We start from the raw sequence: 17,500 nt of genomic DNA, 5'->3' as shown, positions 1-17,500 counted from the left end.
AGCACCGGCCCTTACAAAGGGATAGATCAGTCCTCGTTTTATACGGGGCTGGATATTTTTTATCCAGTGCACCAGCTGGGAGGAAAAATCTAACAGAACATCCCACAGGAATAAAGCCACTATACGGGCGAAATTTGAGGGATAGGAATATACATAGTACCAAGCCCGGGTGTAGAATCTTCCCAGATTTTTAAGCTGGCTGTAAGTGAAGATAACATCACTGGCATCACCGGAGAAGAGATTGGTTCGGCTGGCACCGTGGCATGCTAAAAGTCCATTCCCATCAGATATTCTTTCTTCAATTAAGGGTGCATCGGACAGGCCGGTGGAAACCATTATTTTGTTGTTTTTATCCTTTTCCACCCATCTAAATGCTGGGATGTCACTGTTATTCCCATGGAGTATCCCGGCCTGGCTGGCACCAGTTTGACTGGACAGGTCAGTTTCCCAGGGTATCACTTTATGAGTGTCCTGTTCCAACCACTTTTTAAGGGTGGGCATGTTTCCCTTTTCTATGGCTTCATTTAGAATATTAAAGGCAAGACCATCTATTTCCAGGAATATGACTCCTGGTTTATCCTGGAATTTGATTTTTCCTTTTTTTATTTTCCGAATAACATTCCGGTAGTAGGTGGCATCATCATCAATGGTTAAAATAGCAGATAACACGGCAGTAACTGCGGCCATGGCAATGGGGGTCAGTATTAAGGCCGGGCCTTCAATTGTGAATCCTCCCATCAAATCACTGGCTACCCATATTAGAAGGGCATTCAAAAGTAAAGCACCTATCCCCACGGTAAATACCATGAAGGGCAACAATATTCGGGCTAAGATTGGCCAGAAAATGGCATTTAAAATCCCCACCAGTCCCGCAGCCAGAAAGGCCGTGACCCAATCATCAAAATACAGGCCCAGTGCTAGATGGTCTATGATTATGAACCCTAAAAATCCACCGAACCACATAACTAGGGTCCGTCCCAACCAGTAGAATCTAGAATGATCCTGAACCTTGTTGTACCACTCTGATGACTGTTTTTCCCCATTATCCATCTGGATCCTCCCTATTTATTTATTAACCTTTAAGTTCCCCACCGGAATAGATCAACCCAGGGAATTATGGATAGATCAACCTAAGGGACTATCAACTTGATAGTTAAGAATTGAATCAACTTCAATATTTACTTTGCACCTTCAGGAGATTTTAAAGTGAACACCGTGATCTCAGGGTCGCAGTTGATCCGTAACCAGAATATATTAGTTCCCAGACCCCGGCTGGTGTACTGAACCATATCTCCCACCATGTATTTCCCTGCCGGATATTTCAGGAAATGGGGACCGCGGATGAATGTTCCCAGACCAGGTATTAAAAATTGGCCCCCGTGGGAATGTCCGGATATCTGCAGGCTGAAACGTCCTGTGGTTGAGCTGATGTCGGCAAAATCAGGTTCATGGGCCAGGAGTATGGCTGGTCCATCAGTAGGGAGTTTTTCCATCACCAGGTCCAGACGGTGCTTGCCTAACATCACACTATCCACTCCCGCTACGTGGAGCAGAGCTTCATCACGTTGTATAGTGTAAAAATCATTACTGACATCAATTATATCACATCGGTGCAAGATATTTCTTATTCTATCTGCGCTTAACCAGTGATCATGATTGCCCAAAACAGCCAGGGAATATTCTTTAGGTTTTAACTTTTTAAGGGATCTTTCCAGGTCCTGAGCCACATCATCCAGGATGTAGGAAACAAAATCACCGGTAATGGTTATAGAATCAGGTTTTTCTTTATTCACCAGATCCACCACACCCTCTAGATGTTCCGGTGTGATCCACTGACCCAGATGTATATCGGAAAGATTTATCAGGCGATAATTATCAAAGGCAGGGTCAAGACCGGGTATGGTTACTTCCACCTGTTCCAGCTGGAAGTCCTGGTGATTGAAGTTGGGGTTACCTACAATATGACGCCAGCGCGTCATTCCCCGCTGTAACCTCTGCCGGTATTTCATGCCGTTGGGATCCTTTTCTGTCATGGGACTATTCCTTTTACTTCCCTATTTGCCCGGTGAAAGTTTGGGTATTCCCTTGCCGGTACAAATTTTTTTGATATTGTAATGGGGAGAGTGGAATTCTTTTGATAGTTCCATCTCTTTTTTGATATTTCCATCTCCACTTCCTTGATTCCTCGATTCTGAGTAAAGCTCTGATCAAGTTTTCCGGCTTTTCATGGGGAAATATTCGCCAAATTACTGAATTAAACTAGATTTACAGTTAATATTAATAATAGGATTGATATTGTAATTTACGCATTGATCTTTGGTGTGTACTGTATATAAAATTTCTTGAAACAGTGATTTCCTGAAAAATGTAACCCAAATTGGCCATCTTATCCCAATTACCAGAAATCAGGATGAACTTCATTTTTAGGATGAATTTGAAGGTTTACTCCTGTATCATATCTTCTATTTCATCAGCTATCTTCCAATGCCCCCCTCTCCTCTCTGCTCTCCTAATGAGTAGCACCCCTATTAGCGCCCCTACAATTCCCCCTGCAGTATCGGTGAATAAGTCGTTCATGGTGTCATCCAGGGGATCTTGAGTTGGTGAACCCTGCATCTGGGTATTTCCAGTGATCTGTCCCAGTGGACCGCTGGCTAAATATTTATCGTAAGTGTATTCTCCCATTTCCAGAACACCTCCCAGTCCAATGGTTACTATGACTATAATAATAGCCATCTCCAGGAAGGTAGCTTTCAGTCTACCGAAATGGTACATGGTATATACCAGCATCATTCCAATGAGCGCTATGTATAAGGGGAGCATGAAGTGCATGAAATTATCATAATAAGGAAGTTTAACGTACAATCCCAAGGCATCTCCTCCCACCAATTCAAACAAGACCATGGCCAGTAGTAAAAGTTCTATTTCCACAGGCAGGACACGTATCCTGTTGCCTGTGAAAATGGCGGGGGCATTGATTATGGTGAGGGCTACCAGTATCATCACTCCAAATATTCGTTCAGAACCATTCACCCCTCCGAAGAGGGTGATGTAGACACCAGCCACTAAAAGGAATATGCGCATGATCCGCAATAAATTGCGTTCTAATTGATTTGTATTAGTATCTGGATTTAAAAAGCTCATTCATTCACCCTTTACACTTGAATAATCCTTAACTATCAATTCCCGGAACTTTACTTCCCCCAATTCCAACTTATTATTACCTTAAGGTAACTGAAGTTGAATATTCTGACAATGTTTTAATAGGTAATGGATCAAACTGCAATTTAAGATTATCTTAGATATTAGATGTTAACAATTTAGAACCTCTGCTAATAATTAGGGTTACCATAAAAATTATTGCAAAATTATTCTGGGTAGTTTAAATATGGGAGGGTTAGTGCATGAAAAAGAAGGGTTTTTCCGGAAGGTTAAAAATATTATCCAAACCCAGTGGTAGTCCCTTATGGAAACAAGCAGCTAAATCCATAGTTTTAATGGTCTTGGCCGCTTTTTTAGCCAAATATCTGGGTTTGGATAAGGGAGTGAGTGCCGTCATGTTCACCACCCTGGTGGCCACCATAATCATTGACCTACCACTTCCCCTGAACAAAATCGTCCCCCTGGCCATGGTAGGATTTATAATGACGCTTTTGGCCTTTGTGAGTTCTTCCCTAGCCCTTTCCAGTCTTCCCATCTTTTTATTTTTTACAGTGATCTGGGCTTTTTTCAGCCTATCCCTGTACATATTTGGGGAAACCACAGGAACAATGGGCTTTATGATCTTCACCTGTTACTTCATCTCGGTTTTACTGGTCAATACTACTGCTTCTCCCCTCGAATGGGGGTTATACATAATTTTAGCATACCTGGTTGCCTCCATCCTATTCATCCCCAAGCTGATTCACCGCCGGGATGATCTTCTCTATATGGTGGCATCACCCTTTGATCCCGAAACATCCCTGGAAAAAACTCTATCTATCCGCCAAGCTTTGTCCGGTATTCTTCTTTCTCCCCGAGACTATGAACTTTTCAGAATAGGAACATATCTCAATGGATTCATGGGTTATGCAGAGTTAGTTTCGTCCCGTTTGTCAGGAAACCTTGGTGAAATTTTCCAGAGATTCCTAGAAACTACCAACACCAGTAGTAAGAAGGTTGCCCACAGCATCACCACCCGACAGGAGGGGATAGATCTATCCCCCCTGGACCAAACAATGGTGGAGTTACAAGAAACAGGTCCCCTAGAAGAGAGGAGTAGAGATGCGGTCCTGGATGTAGCTAGAAGTATGAAAAGCCTGCTCACCCGGGCCAATAAATTGTTAGCAGAAGAAGAAACATCCTCCCTAAAAAAGTCCATAAGAGCACCCCGGAGATCTCTGCAGGAAGTTTTGAAAGCCAACTTCAATCTTAACAATATGTACATACGCCATGCTCTGCGTTTTACCCTGGCCATGACCCTGGGGCTTGCGGTAGTATATTTGACCCACGAACGCAGTGCTATATGGATAACCATGGGAATTCTAATAATCATCAAACCCGATGTGACCAGTACAGTGAACAACATGATTTCACGGGTTTCATTCAATTTTATAGCAATAATTCTGGCAATTATACTGGGATTCATCTTTCCCCACCAGATACTGGTGTGGATAGCATTTATAATGCTCTTCTTCTTCCGGGCCTTCTATCCCAATTATATGAGCCTGTCTATAATGGCTATTACCATTTTTGTAGTCCTGCTCTGGCCCACAGGAACTGTGTTTGGAAATGCAGTGGCCAGACTAATTGACATATCCATAGGTGCTGTTCTAGCACTGTTCTGCGCATATCTTATCTTCCCCAGCAGAATGGCCATAAACCTACCCGAACAGATTGCCCGGACCATTCGTACCAACCGGGAATACCTGGAAACAGTTATCCCTAGTGAAGGGATGGTTTACCAGCATGAAAAGGCAGTTCAACAGTTCAGGAAGTACATGTTAGAGGAAAAGAACCTTGAATCAGCCATTAAAAAGGTTAATGATACTTTTAAGGATGTGGAGGATGATGTTTTATTCTATAAGGATATGGAAGCAGTTAATAAGAAATTAACCGCCGATATATCTGCTCTGGCAACTTTAATGGAATCCGGTGAATCATGGCCTGATCTGTCCACTTTTAAAGAACAGTTGATGGATGTTCTCGCCCACATGGCCTTATCCGTGGATAAAAATGTTGTACTGCCTCCCACGAAAATCAAGACATCTCATTCTAAAGGAGAAGGGTTAACACCTGACCTGGAGATGTATCTGGACTGGATCACCAGCGATGTGGAATTAATTCAGGAAGAAGTAGAACTGGGCCACCGCACTGGAATCTGGAAAAGGTACCGTGACCTGAGTTAATCTTCTGCGGGGTTATAAATGAGTTTAAAAGTTCACATCACGTGAACCTACTTAAACCCAACTGGACTTTAAAGGATTAATTTATAATCGAAAAAAATATTTGCCGGTAATTATAAGTTGAAATCATGAATGGTAAGCTGAAATATAGACTGGAACTTGTCCTGGAAATAATTCTCATGGTCTTCATATTTCTGGATAATTTCCTTCTGTTTATCAGCGTTTTCCTACCCTTAAGACCAGATACCTATTCTAATATTGCTTATCTGGATTTAGTAACCTGTGCACTACTTATATTTGGATACTGGGTCCAACACCGGAGAACCGGACCCCAGGAAAGTTATTTGAAGAAAAACTGGAATGGTATTCTGGCGGTTATACCCTTCTATTTCCTCGGCCTGATTCTTCTGGGGATTGATGAAGCTTCCCCCATCCTGAAAATTCTGGCACTGATTAAAGTGGTAACCCTGTTAATGGCCGCTCGCCAGGTTGGTAAAGCAGTAGACCGGTTTGTCACCAAAAGTAGATTGGTATACGGTTTTGCCTTCTTCGTGGTGGTACTGGTGTTCTGTTCAGTGATGTTCTTTTTAATTGAACACGGAGTTAACCCCGAAGTTACCACCTTTGAGGATTCAATATGGTACGTGGTGCAGACCATCACCACGGTTGGTTACGGAGATGTGGTTCCCATCACCTCCTGGGGACGTGTAGTGGGGATAATTGCCATGGTCAGTGCAATAGGTATCTCCAGCCTGTTAACTGCAGCCACAACTTCCTCATTAATGGATAAACTACGTGAAGATCGGGAAAAAATCGTCCAGAAGAGTGTGGAGTACGTGGCGAAAATTGATGACACAGTGAACGATTTAGAATCTCAAATGGCTAAAGAAGATGATGTTAAAGGAATAAAAACTGAGATAAATGAAATTAAATCGGAAATAACTGAAATTAAAAACATGCTGAGAGAGATTAAAGAATAATTCCCGACATTAAAAGAAAAATAATAGTGGGAAATATGTTTAAATATTTCCTAAACCTTTTTTTAATTCTTTTATGGCTTTAACTGTTAATGGTCCTTTTTATTCCAGGAAAGCAAAGATACCATTGATTACCAGCCAGACCCCGATTAAGACTCCCAGGTAGACCGGGTCAAAGGCAAATGTTCCCAGAATAATGTACAGAAGACCCAGTATTATTCCCAGTACACCAGCCCAGGTGGCATTTTTAAATTCGTTACGGGACGCCAGAGATATGATTCCCGCTATTATCATGAATATACCTGCCAGGTACAGTAAGAATCCAGCCAGGAATGCGAATAAAGCTGGGCTGAAAATGAGGCCTATACCCACAATAAGGACTATTATACCCAGGATAAGGTTCATAATCCCCGCCTTTTTACTGACTTCCAGCTGGGATCCACCCACAATTAAAAGCCATACCGCAATCATCAATACTACAAATCCGGTCAGCACACTTGCAGCCACAAGACCTGCCAGTGGGAATGCTAAAACAATTAAACCAAGAATTATTGCTAAAATACCCAATACAGTATTTTTCATCAAAACCCTCCATCTCTTTTTAGTTAAATCAATGTTTAACCAGTTATAATCTATCTGCGAACGTATAAATATATTACTATTTAAAATGAACATTTTTACCCTAAAAAACAGGTTTAAATCTCCTATAAATTTTTTTTGGAGTTTATGAATAGATTTTATTTTGTGATTATTGGAACAGACCAATCACGGGATTAGTTTCCAGAATCAGCACCAGATTTTTTGGATAATTCAAGGCTAGACTAAATTAACTCCATTCCACGAACCAGTACCTTAGTGAAATTTATCCGCTGGTTTATTTATCACCTAGAAAAACTTATTAAGTAGTCACACAAGATGAAAGTGTATGGGGCTTGTAACCAACCGTAGGGAGGTTTGATTGATATGGCCGAAGGCAAAAATGTAGCATTAGGAATCGTAGCAATAATATTAGGTTTAATAGTGATTGCATTCCCATTAATAAGCGTTTACACATTCAGTATCCTGGCCGGGCTGGGAGTGCTTGCTTTAGGTGTCTGGTTCCTGGTTCAAGGATTTTCAGGATGGAAAATCAGTAAAGGAACCAGTGTTCTCAACATAATCCTGGGAATTATTGCCATAATAGCCGGAATAGGACTGGTAGGAAGTATAACTGAATTGAGTTTCTTAGCCAGCTTTATACTTTATTTAGCAGGATTTTTCCTCTTCATGTCCGGTGTGATCACCTTGTTTACCGGAGAAGGAGGATCAGCCAAGGGAGTAGGTATTCTGGGAATTTTAATGGGTATCATATACATAATTTTAGGATTATATGCCTGGAATCCCTTCTACCTCGCAATATTAATTGGTATCTGGTTAATAATCAGTGGAATATTTGAAATATTTAAACCGGCAGCAGAAGTTGAAGCCGAAACATCCGAATAACAAAAATAAACAAGCCTCATCCCCTTTTATTTTCCATAAAATGATCTCATTAATTTTAAGGATTCCATTATTTTCTATAAAAGAACCTTATTTATTTTCTATAAAAAACATAAATATTAAAACCCCCAATGACGTTATATCGGGAAAAAATAAAATTTCTAAAAAAAATCGGGATTAACTCTCCTAAATGGCAGGACATCCATTTTTAATTATGAGCTGGTTTTAATGGGAATATACACTTTATCCTTGAAAAATTTACGCCGTAACCGCCTGCGTAATCTATCAACCGTTTTAAGAATTTCCCTGGGAGTCATCATTTTATTGATCCTGGTAAGCTCCGGGCTGGGTATAAGCAGTTTTTTAGAAAAATCAGGACCATCCAGTGGAAAAATAGGAGTACAATCCAGCACAACCGCAGATAACCAGTCCAACCTGGTATCATCGGCAGTTAACTATATAAACTCATTTTTAGGTAGTTCAATCACTGAAAACCAGTTCTTCAGCCGTTTAGAGGGATTACTAGTCAACCTGGTTTACCTGTTAGATGGGCTGGCCAGCGTGGCCCTGTTAATTGGAGTGTTAGGCATTATGAACACGATGGGTTTCAACCTTTCCGAGCGTCGAAGGGAGATCGGACTTCTTAAATGTATGGGCTTTACAAAAAGAGAAATTTTCATTAGTTGCACCCTTGAATCTGGCTTATTAGGTTTTATAGGATCCATTGTCGGAGTTATTATGGGAACTCTGGGTATCTGGTTAATATCAGTTTTTTTCGCACCGGATCTGTTCAATGTGCTCCCTTTATGGTTGTTCGTGGGCACCATTGCCATCACCACCCTGCTCAGTCTCATTCTCGGCCTGTACCCGGCATGGTTCACCTCCCAAATAAGAGTAGAGGAGGCTCTTCTCTGTGATTACTGAAAGTATTCTGGCCTTTAACCAGGTAAGTAAAGTCTACCACCGTAAAAACGCCGAGGTAACTGCCCTTAAAGATTTATCTTTTTCACTCCCTCCGGACTCATCCACCCTGGTGACCGGTCCTTCCGGCGCAGGTAAAACATCCCTGATCTACCTTGCAGGCCTTATCAAGACCCCCAGTTCAGGGAAAATCTGCATTAAAGGAGTCCCAACTAGTGACCTGGACGATAGTGAACGTTCCCTTATGATTAGAAATGAAATTGGCTTTATTTTCCGCAGGGCCAATCTTTTACCCTACCTCAACATTCTGGAGAATGTGATGCTCCCCATGAGTTCACCTGATGAGGGAAAAGCAGGAAAATTACTGGAAAAAGCCCATGTGGATAAGTGGGACCGGTTCCCCAGTGATATGTCCCCTGAAGAAGTACAAAAGGTTACATTGGCCCGTTCGTTGGTTAATGATCCTGCTATTGTACTGGCTGATGAACCAACTGCCGAGCTGGACCGGGAGGCCACTGCGAATTTTCTGGAACTTTTAGGAAAAATCGATGCCACCCTACTCCTGACCAGCAGCCAGAGTTCACTGCATAACTTCTTTGATAAGAGTTATATGCTTGAATACGGGGTGCTTCGATCCTATCCCTGAATTCATGTATCTGGAATTGCTATTGATACTGTACCGCGGTTCCGGTGGCGGTGACTATTATGGCATTGCCCTGCAAACCCCCGATGGAGTTATAATCAATTAAAACTTCAACCACGGTGTTAGCACCCATTTCGTAGGCATTATCCAACATTCGAAGGATTGCGGTTTCTTTAGCTTTGTTTAAGCTCATGCCATCAATCTTTGGTTTTTTTGGCAGGCGGGAATTTCCTTCTGACTCATCTTCTACCATTGCTTCTCCCGTTACCAGTCCCAGGTGTTTGGTGATCTGGCCACCAGTCATGTGGGGTATGGATACCAGGGGGACTTCCAGGTCATCCATAAAACCTAATTGAGGACTTTTCAACAGGTCTCCAGACTGATCACCAATATCAGTCTCTGCTTCGGGTTCAGGGGTTTTCCGGGTAACTTTGTTCATGGCTTTGGACAGTAAGTTTCCCACATATCCTATAATATAGGTTAATATGCCCAGAAATACAACAAAAAGTAGGTAGTTGATGAGTATGGGGAATGCCGCCTGTATCATCAGGGCCAAACCACCCAGGGTGAAGAAGTTGATAACAATGGGGTCCTGGGGGAAAAGCCAGGCGTAGGCATTTATAAATATGAATATTAACAGGGCACTTATTGCTCCGGTACTTTTACCGTACATGCGTTGGGCTATCAATGTTTCCACAAAACCAGCAACCAAGGGAGATACAATGAACAGTATGTTAAAGCCGAATATCTTCAGTTGCCATACCACACACAGTAAAGCAGATAGGAATCCCACGGCAAAACCTATGAGTATGGCGGCAAATGCCCAGCGTTTATCTTTTAGAAACTTTATAATCGATATTGGCAATCTATCCCTTCCTAATACTTGGAGTTAAACTTAGGATGATTTTTTACTTTTTAACTTAAATTAGGATGATTTTTTTTAAATTCAGTCCCCATAGATTTTTTTTAATCTATTCCTCGTAGGAAACTGCCGTTCCAAAGACCGTAACCATGATGGTGTTCCCCATGGTTCCCCCCAGGTTATGGTAGGCTAAGCGAACTCCGATAACTGCGTTGGCCCCTTTATCGGCAGCTTTCTCTTTCATACTTTCCAGGGCTACTTCTCTAGCTTTCTTGAGTTCTTCTTCATAGGCGGATGTTCGGCCACCCACCACATCCCTTACCCCGGAAAACATATCTTTGTAAACATTAGCCCCTAAAAGGGATTCACCAGTGACTAAACCATAATATTCGTTAATTTTCTTTCCCTGTATGGAAGGCGTGGTTAAAACAAGCATGGAAAAAACCTCCTTACTATAAGTGTCCTTATTTCTGTGGTAGATAGTTTCTTTATTACTAATATTTTAGCATATTCTTTATTAAAATTAATTGAAGCCAGATAACATTATATGGCTTTTTTGTTCATTTAAAATCAGATGATTTTTAAAAATTTAAAAATAAATTCAAAAAATTATCACTGAATTAGAGTTCCCCTTCAATTTTAGGATCAAATTAAACCCAATCAGTTAAAAAAAAAAAGTACAGGTGGTGTCCGACGTTTTATTTTTTAAAATTCCAGACCTACCTGATTGATTATTTATATTCTATTCCATATTCGGCCTATTCCATATTCTGACAAGATTTTAATCATTAACTAAAGATTAAGCATTAATTAATCTATTAAAATCCTAACTGACCCCTTAACATGAAAAATAACCAGACCAGTATGAAAACTGCGAATAATACGTAGAGCATTCTCCTGGTTTTCTTAACTCTTTTCTGATTGGCCAGGGCGAGTTCTTCGCAGGTAGGTGAACAGAACCTTTCATCTAATGGTATGGGTTTCCCGCAGATAGGGCAGTGTTTGTGTTGTTCAATCATAAGTATTACCTCTCTTATTTAAGCTATTTTCAATCTATCTAAACTCTTTTTTCTAATATTTTTAATTAAATCAATTCTACAGTTTAAGCAAGAATAATATTATGGATCATGGAGTGTTAGGCACAATCAATGTACCAATATTGTCATTCAGGGCTTTTTGAAGGTTTTCAGGGTTTTCTCCATTGAAAATGACTGTTTTTATCCCGGACCGCCCGATGATCTGTATGGCGGTTTTATCCAGGAACTCATAAGTCCCGGCCTTCATCTCCTTATCCGCCAGCATTTCCAGCATTTCGCGGGGGGTGATCTCCGGGAACATCTGGGCATCCGGATGTTTATGGGGATCTTTATCAAACAATCCATCAACTGAAGTGGCATTAAGGAGTAGATCGGCACCCACAAATTCCGCCAGGATGCTACCCACGGCATCGGTACTGTGGGCTGGTTCGGTGCCACCCATCACCACGATCCTGCCGGTGGTGGAGAATTCAAGGGCTTCAGCGAAGTTATGAGGTACTTTAGGGTAAGCATCATCCCCCAGGGCAGTTATAAGGATTCTTGCGTTGAGTCGGGTTACCTCGATCCCGATATCATCGCAGAGGGCTTCCGAGGCACCTAAATCCCTGGCAATTTTAATGTAGTCCCGGGCAGTTCTGCCTCCTCCCACTACCACCATGATCTGGTGTTCTTCGGCCATACTCTTCAAAACTCGTGAATAACCCTGAAATCTTTTATAATCGTGGTCCTTTATTATTATGGATCCACCTATTGTGATCACTATACGCATTACATCACCAAATGATAATTTATCCAGTACTAGTCTACTTCTGATCTCATATATAATTATAAAAAAATTAATTAATTAAAAAAAATCCCCTAGTTTTTTTAGAGTTACCTTCACCGGCTATTGATTTTCAGAAAAAAGGATCAGTTTGGTCTCTATCCATCTCAAAATTAAAGGCCCTTATTTAATGCCTTATTCAAATTATTTTAAATATTCAATCCAATAACTGTTTTCTACCTAAATTATGAAGTTAAAAAGGTTATATTAACTATTTTTTGAGTTTAGCGGACTGTGAGATCCTTATTTAAACCAGGATTTCTTCAAGAATTTTCTTCAACATGTCAACTACAATTTTACATTAAAACACCTAATTGTAAATGAAAAACATATACATTTATATATTGTTAATTTAATAGTATTCTTGAAAGTATACAGATTCCAGTGAAGAATCAGGAGATGAGTTAATCATCCACTTTAAACAAGTGTTCATCCTCCTGATTGTTTCATAATTAATAGAGGAATGATACTAACATTTATATAAGTCAACAATATAGTGGAGTATGAGCTATGAGATTAAAAATTAGCTTGACCTCAAAAAATGGTAATTATTTAATTCCTTATAATTACAACCATATTCTTTCTGCTATTATTTATCGTAAGATAGCTGACCTTGATCTGGCAGCTAAACTCCATTTTTCCAGGGATTTTAAGTTTTTCACTTTTTCACAGCTGAATATTCCAAATAGGATGCGTGGAAATGGAGGAATCATTTCAAAAGATGGCAAATTTCATTTTTTCATATCTTCACCTAATGACTACTTAATACAAAGCATGGTTGAAGGATATCTAAAGGATCCTGAAGTTATTTTCATGAATACAAAATTATCAGTCCAAAAAGTTGAGCTCTTAAAAAAGCCTCAATTCAAAAAAAGGATGAACATGAAGACTTTATCTCCACTTGTTGCTAGAATAAAGCGAGAACAAAAAGGAAAAATAAAGGTAAGAGATCTTGATCCTCATGATCTTATATTCTATGCGGGCATTCAGAAAAATCTCATACGCAAATATAAATCATATTATGGGGACTATGACGGAGACGAATATGTCCAAATAATTCCAGAACAAAGTTCAGTGCAGCGAAAGAGAATAAGAATAAAAAAAGACGAACAAGAAACTTTTCAGAAGGCATACAATATGCGTTTTGAGATAGAAGCTGATAAAAGACTTTTAGAGTTTGCATATGACTGTGGATTAGGTGAAAGGAATAGTATGGGTTTTGGAATGGTGATGGCTTTATGAGGGTGGAAAATCGTGAAAATGTTTCAGAAATAAAAATTAAAGGAAGAAATGATATTAATCCAGAAATTCAATTTACAGGTAATTGGTTTATTGATGCGGGGATTTTAGGGTTTATTCAAGTGATGGAAGATGTTTATGAATTACCTAATGATATCAATGATTTAATTGTTTATCTAAATAAATTTTCAGACCATGAAATTAAGGATTTAATATACTATGCTTATTTGGTTTATAACATAAAAAAAACATCTTTAAAATTTTTAAGTAGAACACAACTAAAAAAAGGGAAAAAAATTTCTTTAGAAACTAATGAAAAATTTACAAAATCAAAAATAAAAATAAAAAAGGCAATTAATTTTAAAAAAGAATATCCTAATGAAATATTATCGCTGCAAACAGATGAAATGAATAAAAAGATTTTAAATTATAATGAACTAATTAAATACGAATTCAGGAAAAATTTTGATCTTTTTAACAAAGATAATTTCCTTAAAAAAACATTTTCTAATAACAAAAAAACATCAATTGAAAAAATAGATTTTATTGGATTAATCTTTGAAGAACAATTTTTTCAAAACTTATATTTTCTAAATACCTCTGTTAATAAAAAAAATAACGAAATGAAAGTTTTGGATATATTTTATGACTTAATTTACAATTTAAATGTTAAAAAAGAAGATAAGACAATCGATCGAAAAATTTTTGATAAAACTATTTCTAAATTCATGTTTTCAGTGGAAGGATTTTCAAATGTATTTTATGGTAAACCAACCAATTTAGAAGATTTAAACAGAATAATTGTGAACCCTCACATATTCCTGTTATGTTTTCCTTTTCCTTTTTTAAACATTTCTAAATGGGAGTATAGAAAAAATATATTCTTTTATACGCCTAATTTAAACGTTTGTTATAAAATAAACAAAAAATTGAAGAAAAAAATTGATAGTATATGGTCTGATACAGGTTTATCTATTTTTAAATTAACATGGAGTATAATAATTGACGAAATTAGCGAATTAAATTCTTATTTTACTCTTGAAAACATGTACTTGATAGAATATGAGGGAATAAGTCAACAAGCACTTTTAAATGTTGAATATGTTGGTATTCCCAAGCTTCAAGCAACAATAATACTAGATGATTCCATAAGATCATCTTTAAACTCAAATCTCCAGATTAAAGGAGATAAAACTGGTAAAAATTCTGAATGGGTGTGGGTTCTTGAGGAATTCATTAAAAATAGGCCACTGTTCATTTATATCATTAAAAACGTTATTTTACGGATAAATAAAAATACAAGTCAGAAAGCAATTAAACCGATTTTGTATAGTCTTTCTGTAGATGCTAAGATAAAGTCTTTAGGTAAAAATACTAAAGGAGATATTTTTAGCCGATATTTTTCTTTAGAACTGGAAGATGTTGTATTCCAAATAAAAGAGAGTTATAAATTGATGAATTTAGCATCTAAAAATGTTTCTAATCTTTTTTCTCAAAATAAAAAAGAAAAAATTACTCATAATCTCATTTCTGCAATGAAAAGACAGAATAAACATGTTTTTGTGAATATTTTTCTGAAATCTTTCCTGGAATTATCTCAGAAGGATCCTAATCTTGTTAAGCATCTCAATAATTACATTTTTAATAATATAATCCAAAATGAAGAAAATTGGCAAAATTATGCTCTTGCGATGATTGTTGGTTTATTATAGGAGGTTTTAAATTGGGAAATATGGAATCTAAAAAGTCTAACACACTTTTGTCTGATGATCTATGGAAAATCAAAAAATATACGAATAATGTCTTTAAAAAAGTGGGATCTGATAACTATAGACAAAAAATAGCTTATAAATTGTTAAATACTGCTAAAATTAGTAATCAGTCGGAATTTTTTTCTATTCTTTTAAGAGCACTGAATACTCAGAAAACAGATTATGATGTCAAAAAATTGGCTGAAAAATTACAGGAAATTTATCCTTTAACTTCAAAAAACTTTGAAAATGTTGCGTATTCTATTATAATGGGAATAATGGCCGTTAAATCAGATGGGGGTAATTAAAATGGGAAGATATATTGTTATGGATATTGTATTTTATGGAAACTCTCTTAATTATGATCAAGGCAGTGGAAATTATCAGGAACTTAAAAAAATAACTAAATGGGATGGAAGGCAGTATTCATTAGTTAGTAGATATGCTTTGAGATATAGTTTGTTGGAAACTGCTAAAAATATGAGTTTATGGAAGTTAGCGGGAGGAGAAGATCTCACAGCAGCCGGAAGTGGTGATAAAAAGGTTATTCAGCCTGCAGTTGATTTTTTATTGTCTGGTAAGATAATTGAATATCCTGAATTTGACTTATTCGGGTATTTAATCACCGGTACAACACCTCAAAACTTTAGGACAGCTCCTGTAAAAATAAATCATGCTGTTTCTATGACTCAATTTAATTACGATGCTTTATTCAATGCTAATCTTGGACTTGCCAACCGTATGCGGAAAAGATTTGGAGACATGAAGCCAAATCCGTTCACTGCTGAAGAACATGAAACTTTTTATCAATATACAGTTGTAGTTGATGTAGATAATATTGGTGAAGTTGAGGTCTATGTCAATAAAGGATCAGATATTAATTTTAAGGGTGATAAATGGAAAATTAGTGAGATTCAACTTGATGGCACTGTGACAGTTGAACTTGAAAAGGGTAAAGGTAAGAAAAAGGAATCTGATCAAGTTAATCAATCTGCAAATGTGGAAAAATTAGATTCAACGGAACTTGAAAATAATCTTGTTTTGATTAAATATTCCTTAAAAGAAGAAGACTATGATCCTGTTAAAGAAAGAGTCATTGAATTATTGAAAGCAATTTTAAATCTTAAAAGGAGTATAAAAGGTAGAGAAGAAGATCTTTCACCTAAATTATTGATAATGGGTGTTTATAAAGATAAACCTTACCAAACTTACAAAGACAAAATAACTCTTTTAGATGAATATGTAGAAGAGGAATATGATGAAATTGAGGAAACTCCTACTTCTAATGGTGGAAGATTAGTAAAGGTTAGGCATAAGACTACAAAAAGCCGTAAACCTAAATTTGAAATTCAGGGTTTAAGTGGAGACTCAGAGTTAATTACAGAAGAAAATCTTTTGAATTTAATCGAAGATCTTTTCGATCAGAAAAAATCAACTGAATGTGTAAAAATCTTCAAAGATCCAAGTATTACTGTAGATATTAAAGGTAAAAGGGAATAAGGTGTTTTTAAATGGGAAAAACAATTATTTTGGAATTATTCCAACCTTTTGCCCAATATAGAAACCCTTTCACATTTTATTACGCTCAAACATACCCTTTACCTCCTAAATCCACGATAATAGGGATGTTACAGAACATTACTGAAAGATACTACGACGAAGACTTTTATGATCTAAATGTGAGTATTCATGGTGGCTTTGAGAGTTTTTTCTGGAACTATCAAAATTTAATCAAAGGATCTAAAGATGGAATTAACCTTGTGAATTATAATGGCGAACTAAAACTGTGGAATCAGGGATTTCCATTGTATGGCAAAGGTATAAAATCTCAAAGAACTCCAGTTTTCCAACAGGAATTATTTAATGGTCATTTTCATATTTTCTTAAAAGGGGAAGAAGGATTGATTGAAGAGATTGAAAAAGCTTTATTAAATCCATGTAAAATTCCTTATCTTGGGCGCAGCGAAGATATAATTTTTTTAAGAGGAGTTTATTCTGAGGAGGACTTCTCTTTTTCTGAAAAAATAGCAAAGAAAAATATTTGGTTAACACAACCTGCGTATATCAAACTCAAAGCAGATAATGGTTCTAATAGAGAATTTCCAATTAAAAATGAAAAATTCCCAGTTTATTCTATTCCCTTAAAAGTAATATTCAAAAATGGGAAAAATTCGATTACCAACAAAGCAGAGATTACTAAATCCACTAAAAGAGTGCCAGAATTTGAAACTGTCATGTATACAGGGTTAGATCAAGTTATTTTTCTTAAAGATGAAGTAAAAATTGAAAATTACAGTATAAAAGACAAGAATTTAACCTTCAAAATACCTGAAGAGTTCGGGTGGTTGTAATGAATGAGTTAATTGATATTTTGCGGGCCAAAT

19 protein-coding genes (2 of these 19 only partly in view) are annotated in these 17,500 nt (G+C 37.5%); 11 read left to right on the top strand and 8 right to left on the bottom strand.

Going from position 1 to position 17,500, the window contains the following annotated elements; genetic code table 11:
• From QC759_RS02380 to QC759_RS02370, 3 genes are all read right to left on the bottom strand, one after another.
• Positions 1 to 1,050, bottom strand: partial view of a phage holin family protein gene (locus QC759_RS02380; RefSeq protein ID WP_048071779.1) — the 5' end (the start) only. Its footprint begins 1,074 nt before the window's first position; only the first 1,050 of its 2,124 coding nucleotides appear in the window; it begins with the start codon at positions 1,048 to 1,050; its stop codon lies off the left edge, out of view.
• Between the two features lie 128 nt (positions 1,051 to 1,178).
• On the bottom strand, positions 1,179 to 2,033 hold the full coding sequence (locus QC759_RS02375) for a metallophosphoesterase (RefSeq protein ID WP_048071780.1): 855 nt from the start codon (positions 2,031 to 2,033) through the stop codon (positions 1,179 to 1,181).
• Positions 2,034 to 2,442: 409 nt separating this feature from the next.
• Complete coding sequence (locus tag QC759_RS02370) at positions 2,443 to 3,144, bottom strand: DUF2238 domain-containing protein (protein WP_048071781.1); 702 nt, start codon at positions 3,142 to 3,144, stop codon at positions 2,443 to 2,445.
• 260 nt (positions 3,145 to 3,404) lie between these two features.
• On the opposite strand from QC759_RS02370, the gene QC759_RS02365 reads away from it, so the two are divergent.
• Both QC759_RS02365 and QC759_RS02360 read left to right on the top strand, forming a co-directional pair.
• Positions 3,405 to 5,387, top strand: coding sequence for an FUSC family protein (locus QC759_RS02365; RefSeq protein WP_048071782.1), 1,983 nt, complete (start codon positions 3,405 to 3,407; stop codon positions 5,385 to 5,387).
• Positions 5,388 to 5,512: 125 nt separating this feature from the next.
• Entirely contained in the window at positions 5,513 to 6,364 is an 852-nt protein-coding gene (locus QC759_RS02360; protein ID WP_048071783.1) for a potassium channel family protein, read from the top strand.
• Positions 6,365 to 6,463: 99 nt separating this feature from the next.
• On the opposite strand, the gene QC759_RS02355 is transcribed toward QC759_RS02360, so the two are convergent.
• Positions 6,464 to 6,943 carry a DUF308 domain-containing protein gene (locus QC759_RS02355; protein WP_048071784.1) on the bottom strand — a complete coding sequence of 160 codons (480 nt, stop codon included), beginning with the start codon at positions 6,941 to 6,943 and terminating at the stop codon, positions 6,464 to 6,466.
• Between the two features lie 381 nt (positions 6,944 to 7,324).
• Between QC759_RS02355 and QC759_RS02350 the strand changes: the two genes are divergently transcribed.
• From QC759_RS02350 to QC759_RS02340, 3 genes are all read left to right on the top strand, one after another.
• Positions 7,325 to 7,843, top strand: coding sequence for a DUF308 domain-containing protein (locus QC759_RS02350; RefSeq protein WP_048071785.1), 519 nt, complete (start codon positions 7,325 to 7,327; stop codon positions 7,841 to 7,843).
• 225 nt (positions 7,844 to 8,068) lie between these two features.
• Complete coding sequence (locus tag QC759_RS02345; protein WP_052659931.1) at positions 8,069 to 8,764, top strand: ABC transporter permease; 696 nt, start codon at positions 8,069 to 8,071, stop codon at positions 8,762 to 8,764.
• Positions 8,754 to 9,407, top strand: coding sequence for an ATP-binding cassette domain-containing protein (locus QC759_RS02340; protein ID WP_052659932.1), 654 nt, complete (start codon positions 8,754 to 8,756; stop codon positions 9,405 to 9,407). Before QC759_RS02345 ends, QC759_RS02340 begins: the two co-directional genes overlap by 11 nt.
• A 19-nt stretch (positions 9,408 to 9,426) precedes the next feature.
• On the opposite strand, the gene QC759_RS02335 is transcribed toward QC759_RS02340, so the two are convergent.
• From QC759_RS02335 to pyrH, 4 genes are all read right to left on the bottom strand, one after another.
• Complete coding sequence (locus QC759_RS02335) at positions 9,427 to 10,269, bottom strand: heavy metal-binding domain-containing protein (protein WP_048071786.1); 843 nt, start codon at positions 10,267 to 10,269, stop codon at positions 9,427 to 9,429.
• Positions 10,270 to 10,375: 106 nt separating this feature from the next.
• A complete protein-coding gene (locus tag QC759_RS02330; RefSeq protein WP_048071787.1) occupies positions 10,376 to 10,702 on the bottom strand; it encodes a YbjQ family protein in 327 nt (108 codons plus the stop codon).
• 382 nt (positions 10,703 to 11,084) lie between these two features.
• On the bottom strand, positions 11,085 to 11,285 hold the full coding sequence (locus tag QC759_RS02325; protein ID WP_048071788.1) for a DUF2116 family Zn-ribbon domain-containing protein: 201 nt from the start codon (positions 11,283 to 11,285) through the stop codon (positions 11,085 to 11,087).
• Positions 11,286 to 11,391: 106 nt separating this feature from the next.
• The gene (gene pyrH, locus QC759_RS02320; protein WP_048071789.1) at positions 11,392 to 12,072 is read right to left on the bottom strand and encodes a UMP kinase; all 681 of its coding nucleotides are present in this window, start codon (positions 12,070 to 12,072) and stop codon (positions 11,392 to 11,394) included.
• Positions 12,073 to 12,636: 564 nt separating this feature from the next.
• Between pyrH and cas6 the strand changes: the two genes are divergently transcribed.
• The 6 genes in view from cas6 to QC759_RS02290 are tightly spaced (at most 11 nt apart) and all read left to right on the top strand, a layout consistent with a single transcriptional unit that may run on beyond the window.
• Positions 12,637 to 13,368, top strand: coding sequence for a CRISPR-associated endoribonuclease Cas6 (gene cas6 / locus QC759_RS02315; RefSeq protein WP_048071790.1), 732 nt, complete (start codon positions 12,637 to 12,639; stop codon positions 13,366 to 13,368).
• Positions 13,365 to 15,077, top strand: a complete 1,713-nt coding sequence (locus QC759_RS02310; protein WP_048071791.1) for a hypothetical protein — start codon at positions 13,365 to 13,367, stop codon at positions 15,075 to 15,077. Before cas6 ends, QC759_RS02310 begins: the two co-directional genes overlap by 4 nt.
• An 11-nt stretch (positions 15,078 to 15,088) precedes the next feature.
• Positions 15,089 to 15,424 carry a hypothetical protein gene (locus tag QC759_RS02305; protein ID WP_048071792.1) on the top strand — a complete coding sequence of 112 codons (336 nt, stop codon included), beginning with the start codon at positions 15,089 to 15,091 and terminating at the stop codon, positions 15,422 to 15,424.
• A gap of 1 nt (position 15,425) precedes the next feature.
• The gene (gene cas7i, locus QC759_RS02300) at positions 15,426 to 16,616 is read left to right on the top strand and encodes a type I-B CRISPR-associated protein Cas7/Cst2/DevR (protein ID WP_048071793.1); all 1,191 of its coding nucleotides are present in this window, start codon (positions 15,426 to 15,428) and stop codon (positions 16,614 to 16,616) included.
• A gap of 11 nt (positions 16,617 to 16,627) precedes the next feature.
• Complete coding sequence (gene cas5b, locus QC759_RS02295; RefSeq protein WP_052659933.1) at positions 16,628 to 17,467, top strand: type I-B CRISPR-associated protein Cas5b; 840 nt, start codon at positions 16,628 to 16,630, stop codon at positions 17,465 to 17,467.
• Positions 17,467 to 17,500, top strand: the 5' end (the start) of a protein-coding gene (locus QC759_RS02290) for a CRISPR-associated helicase/endonuclease Cas3 (protein ID WP_048071794.1). 2,570 nt of this gene lie beyond the right edge of the window; only the first 34 of its 2,604 coding nucleotides appear in the window; the start codon lies at positions 17,467 to 17,469; its stop codon lies beyond the right edge, outside the window. Before cas5b ends, QC759_RS02290 begins: the two co-directional genes overlap by 1 nt.

Origin of the sequence: Methanobacterium formicicum (assembly GCF_029848115.1) — an archaeon.
GTDB classification, from domain to species: domain Archaea; phylum Methanobacteriota; class Methanobacteria; order Methanobacteriales; family Methanobacteriaceae; genus Methanobacterium; species Methanobacterium formicicum.
The sequence above is the reverse complement of the archived record's forward strand: the minus strand, read 5'-3'. Positions and strand labels throughout refer to the sequence as shown.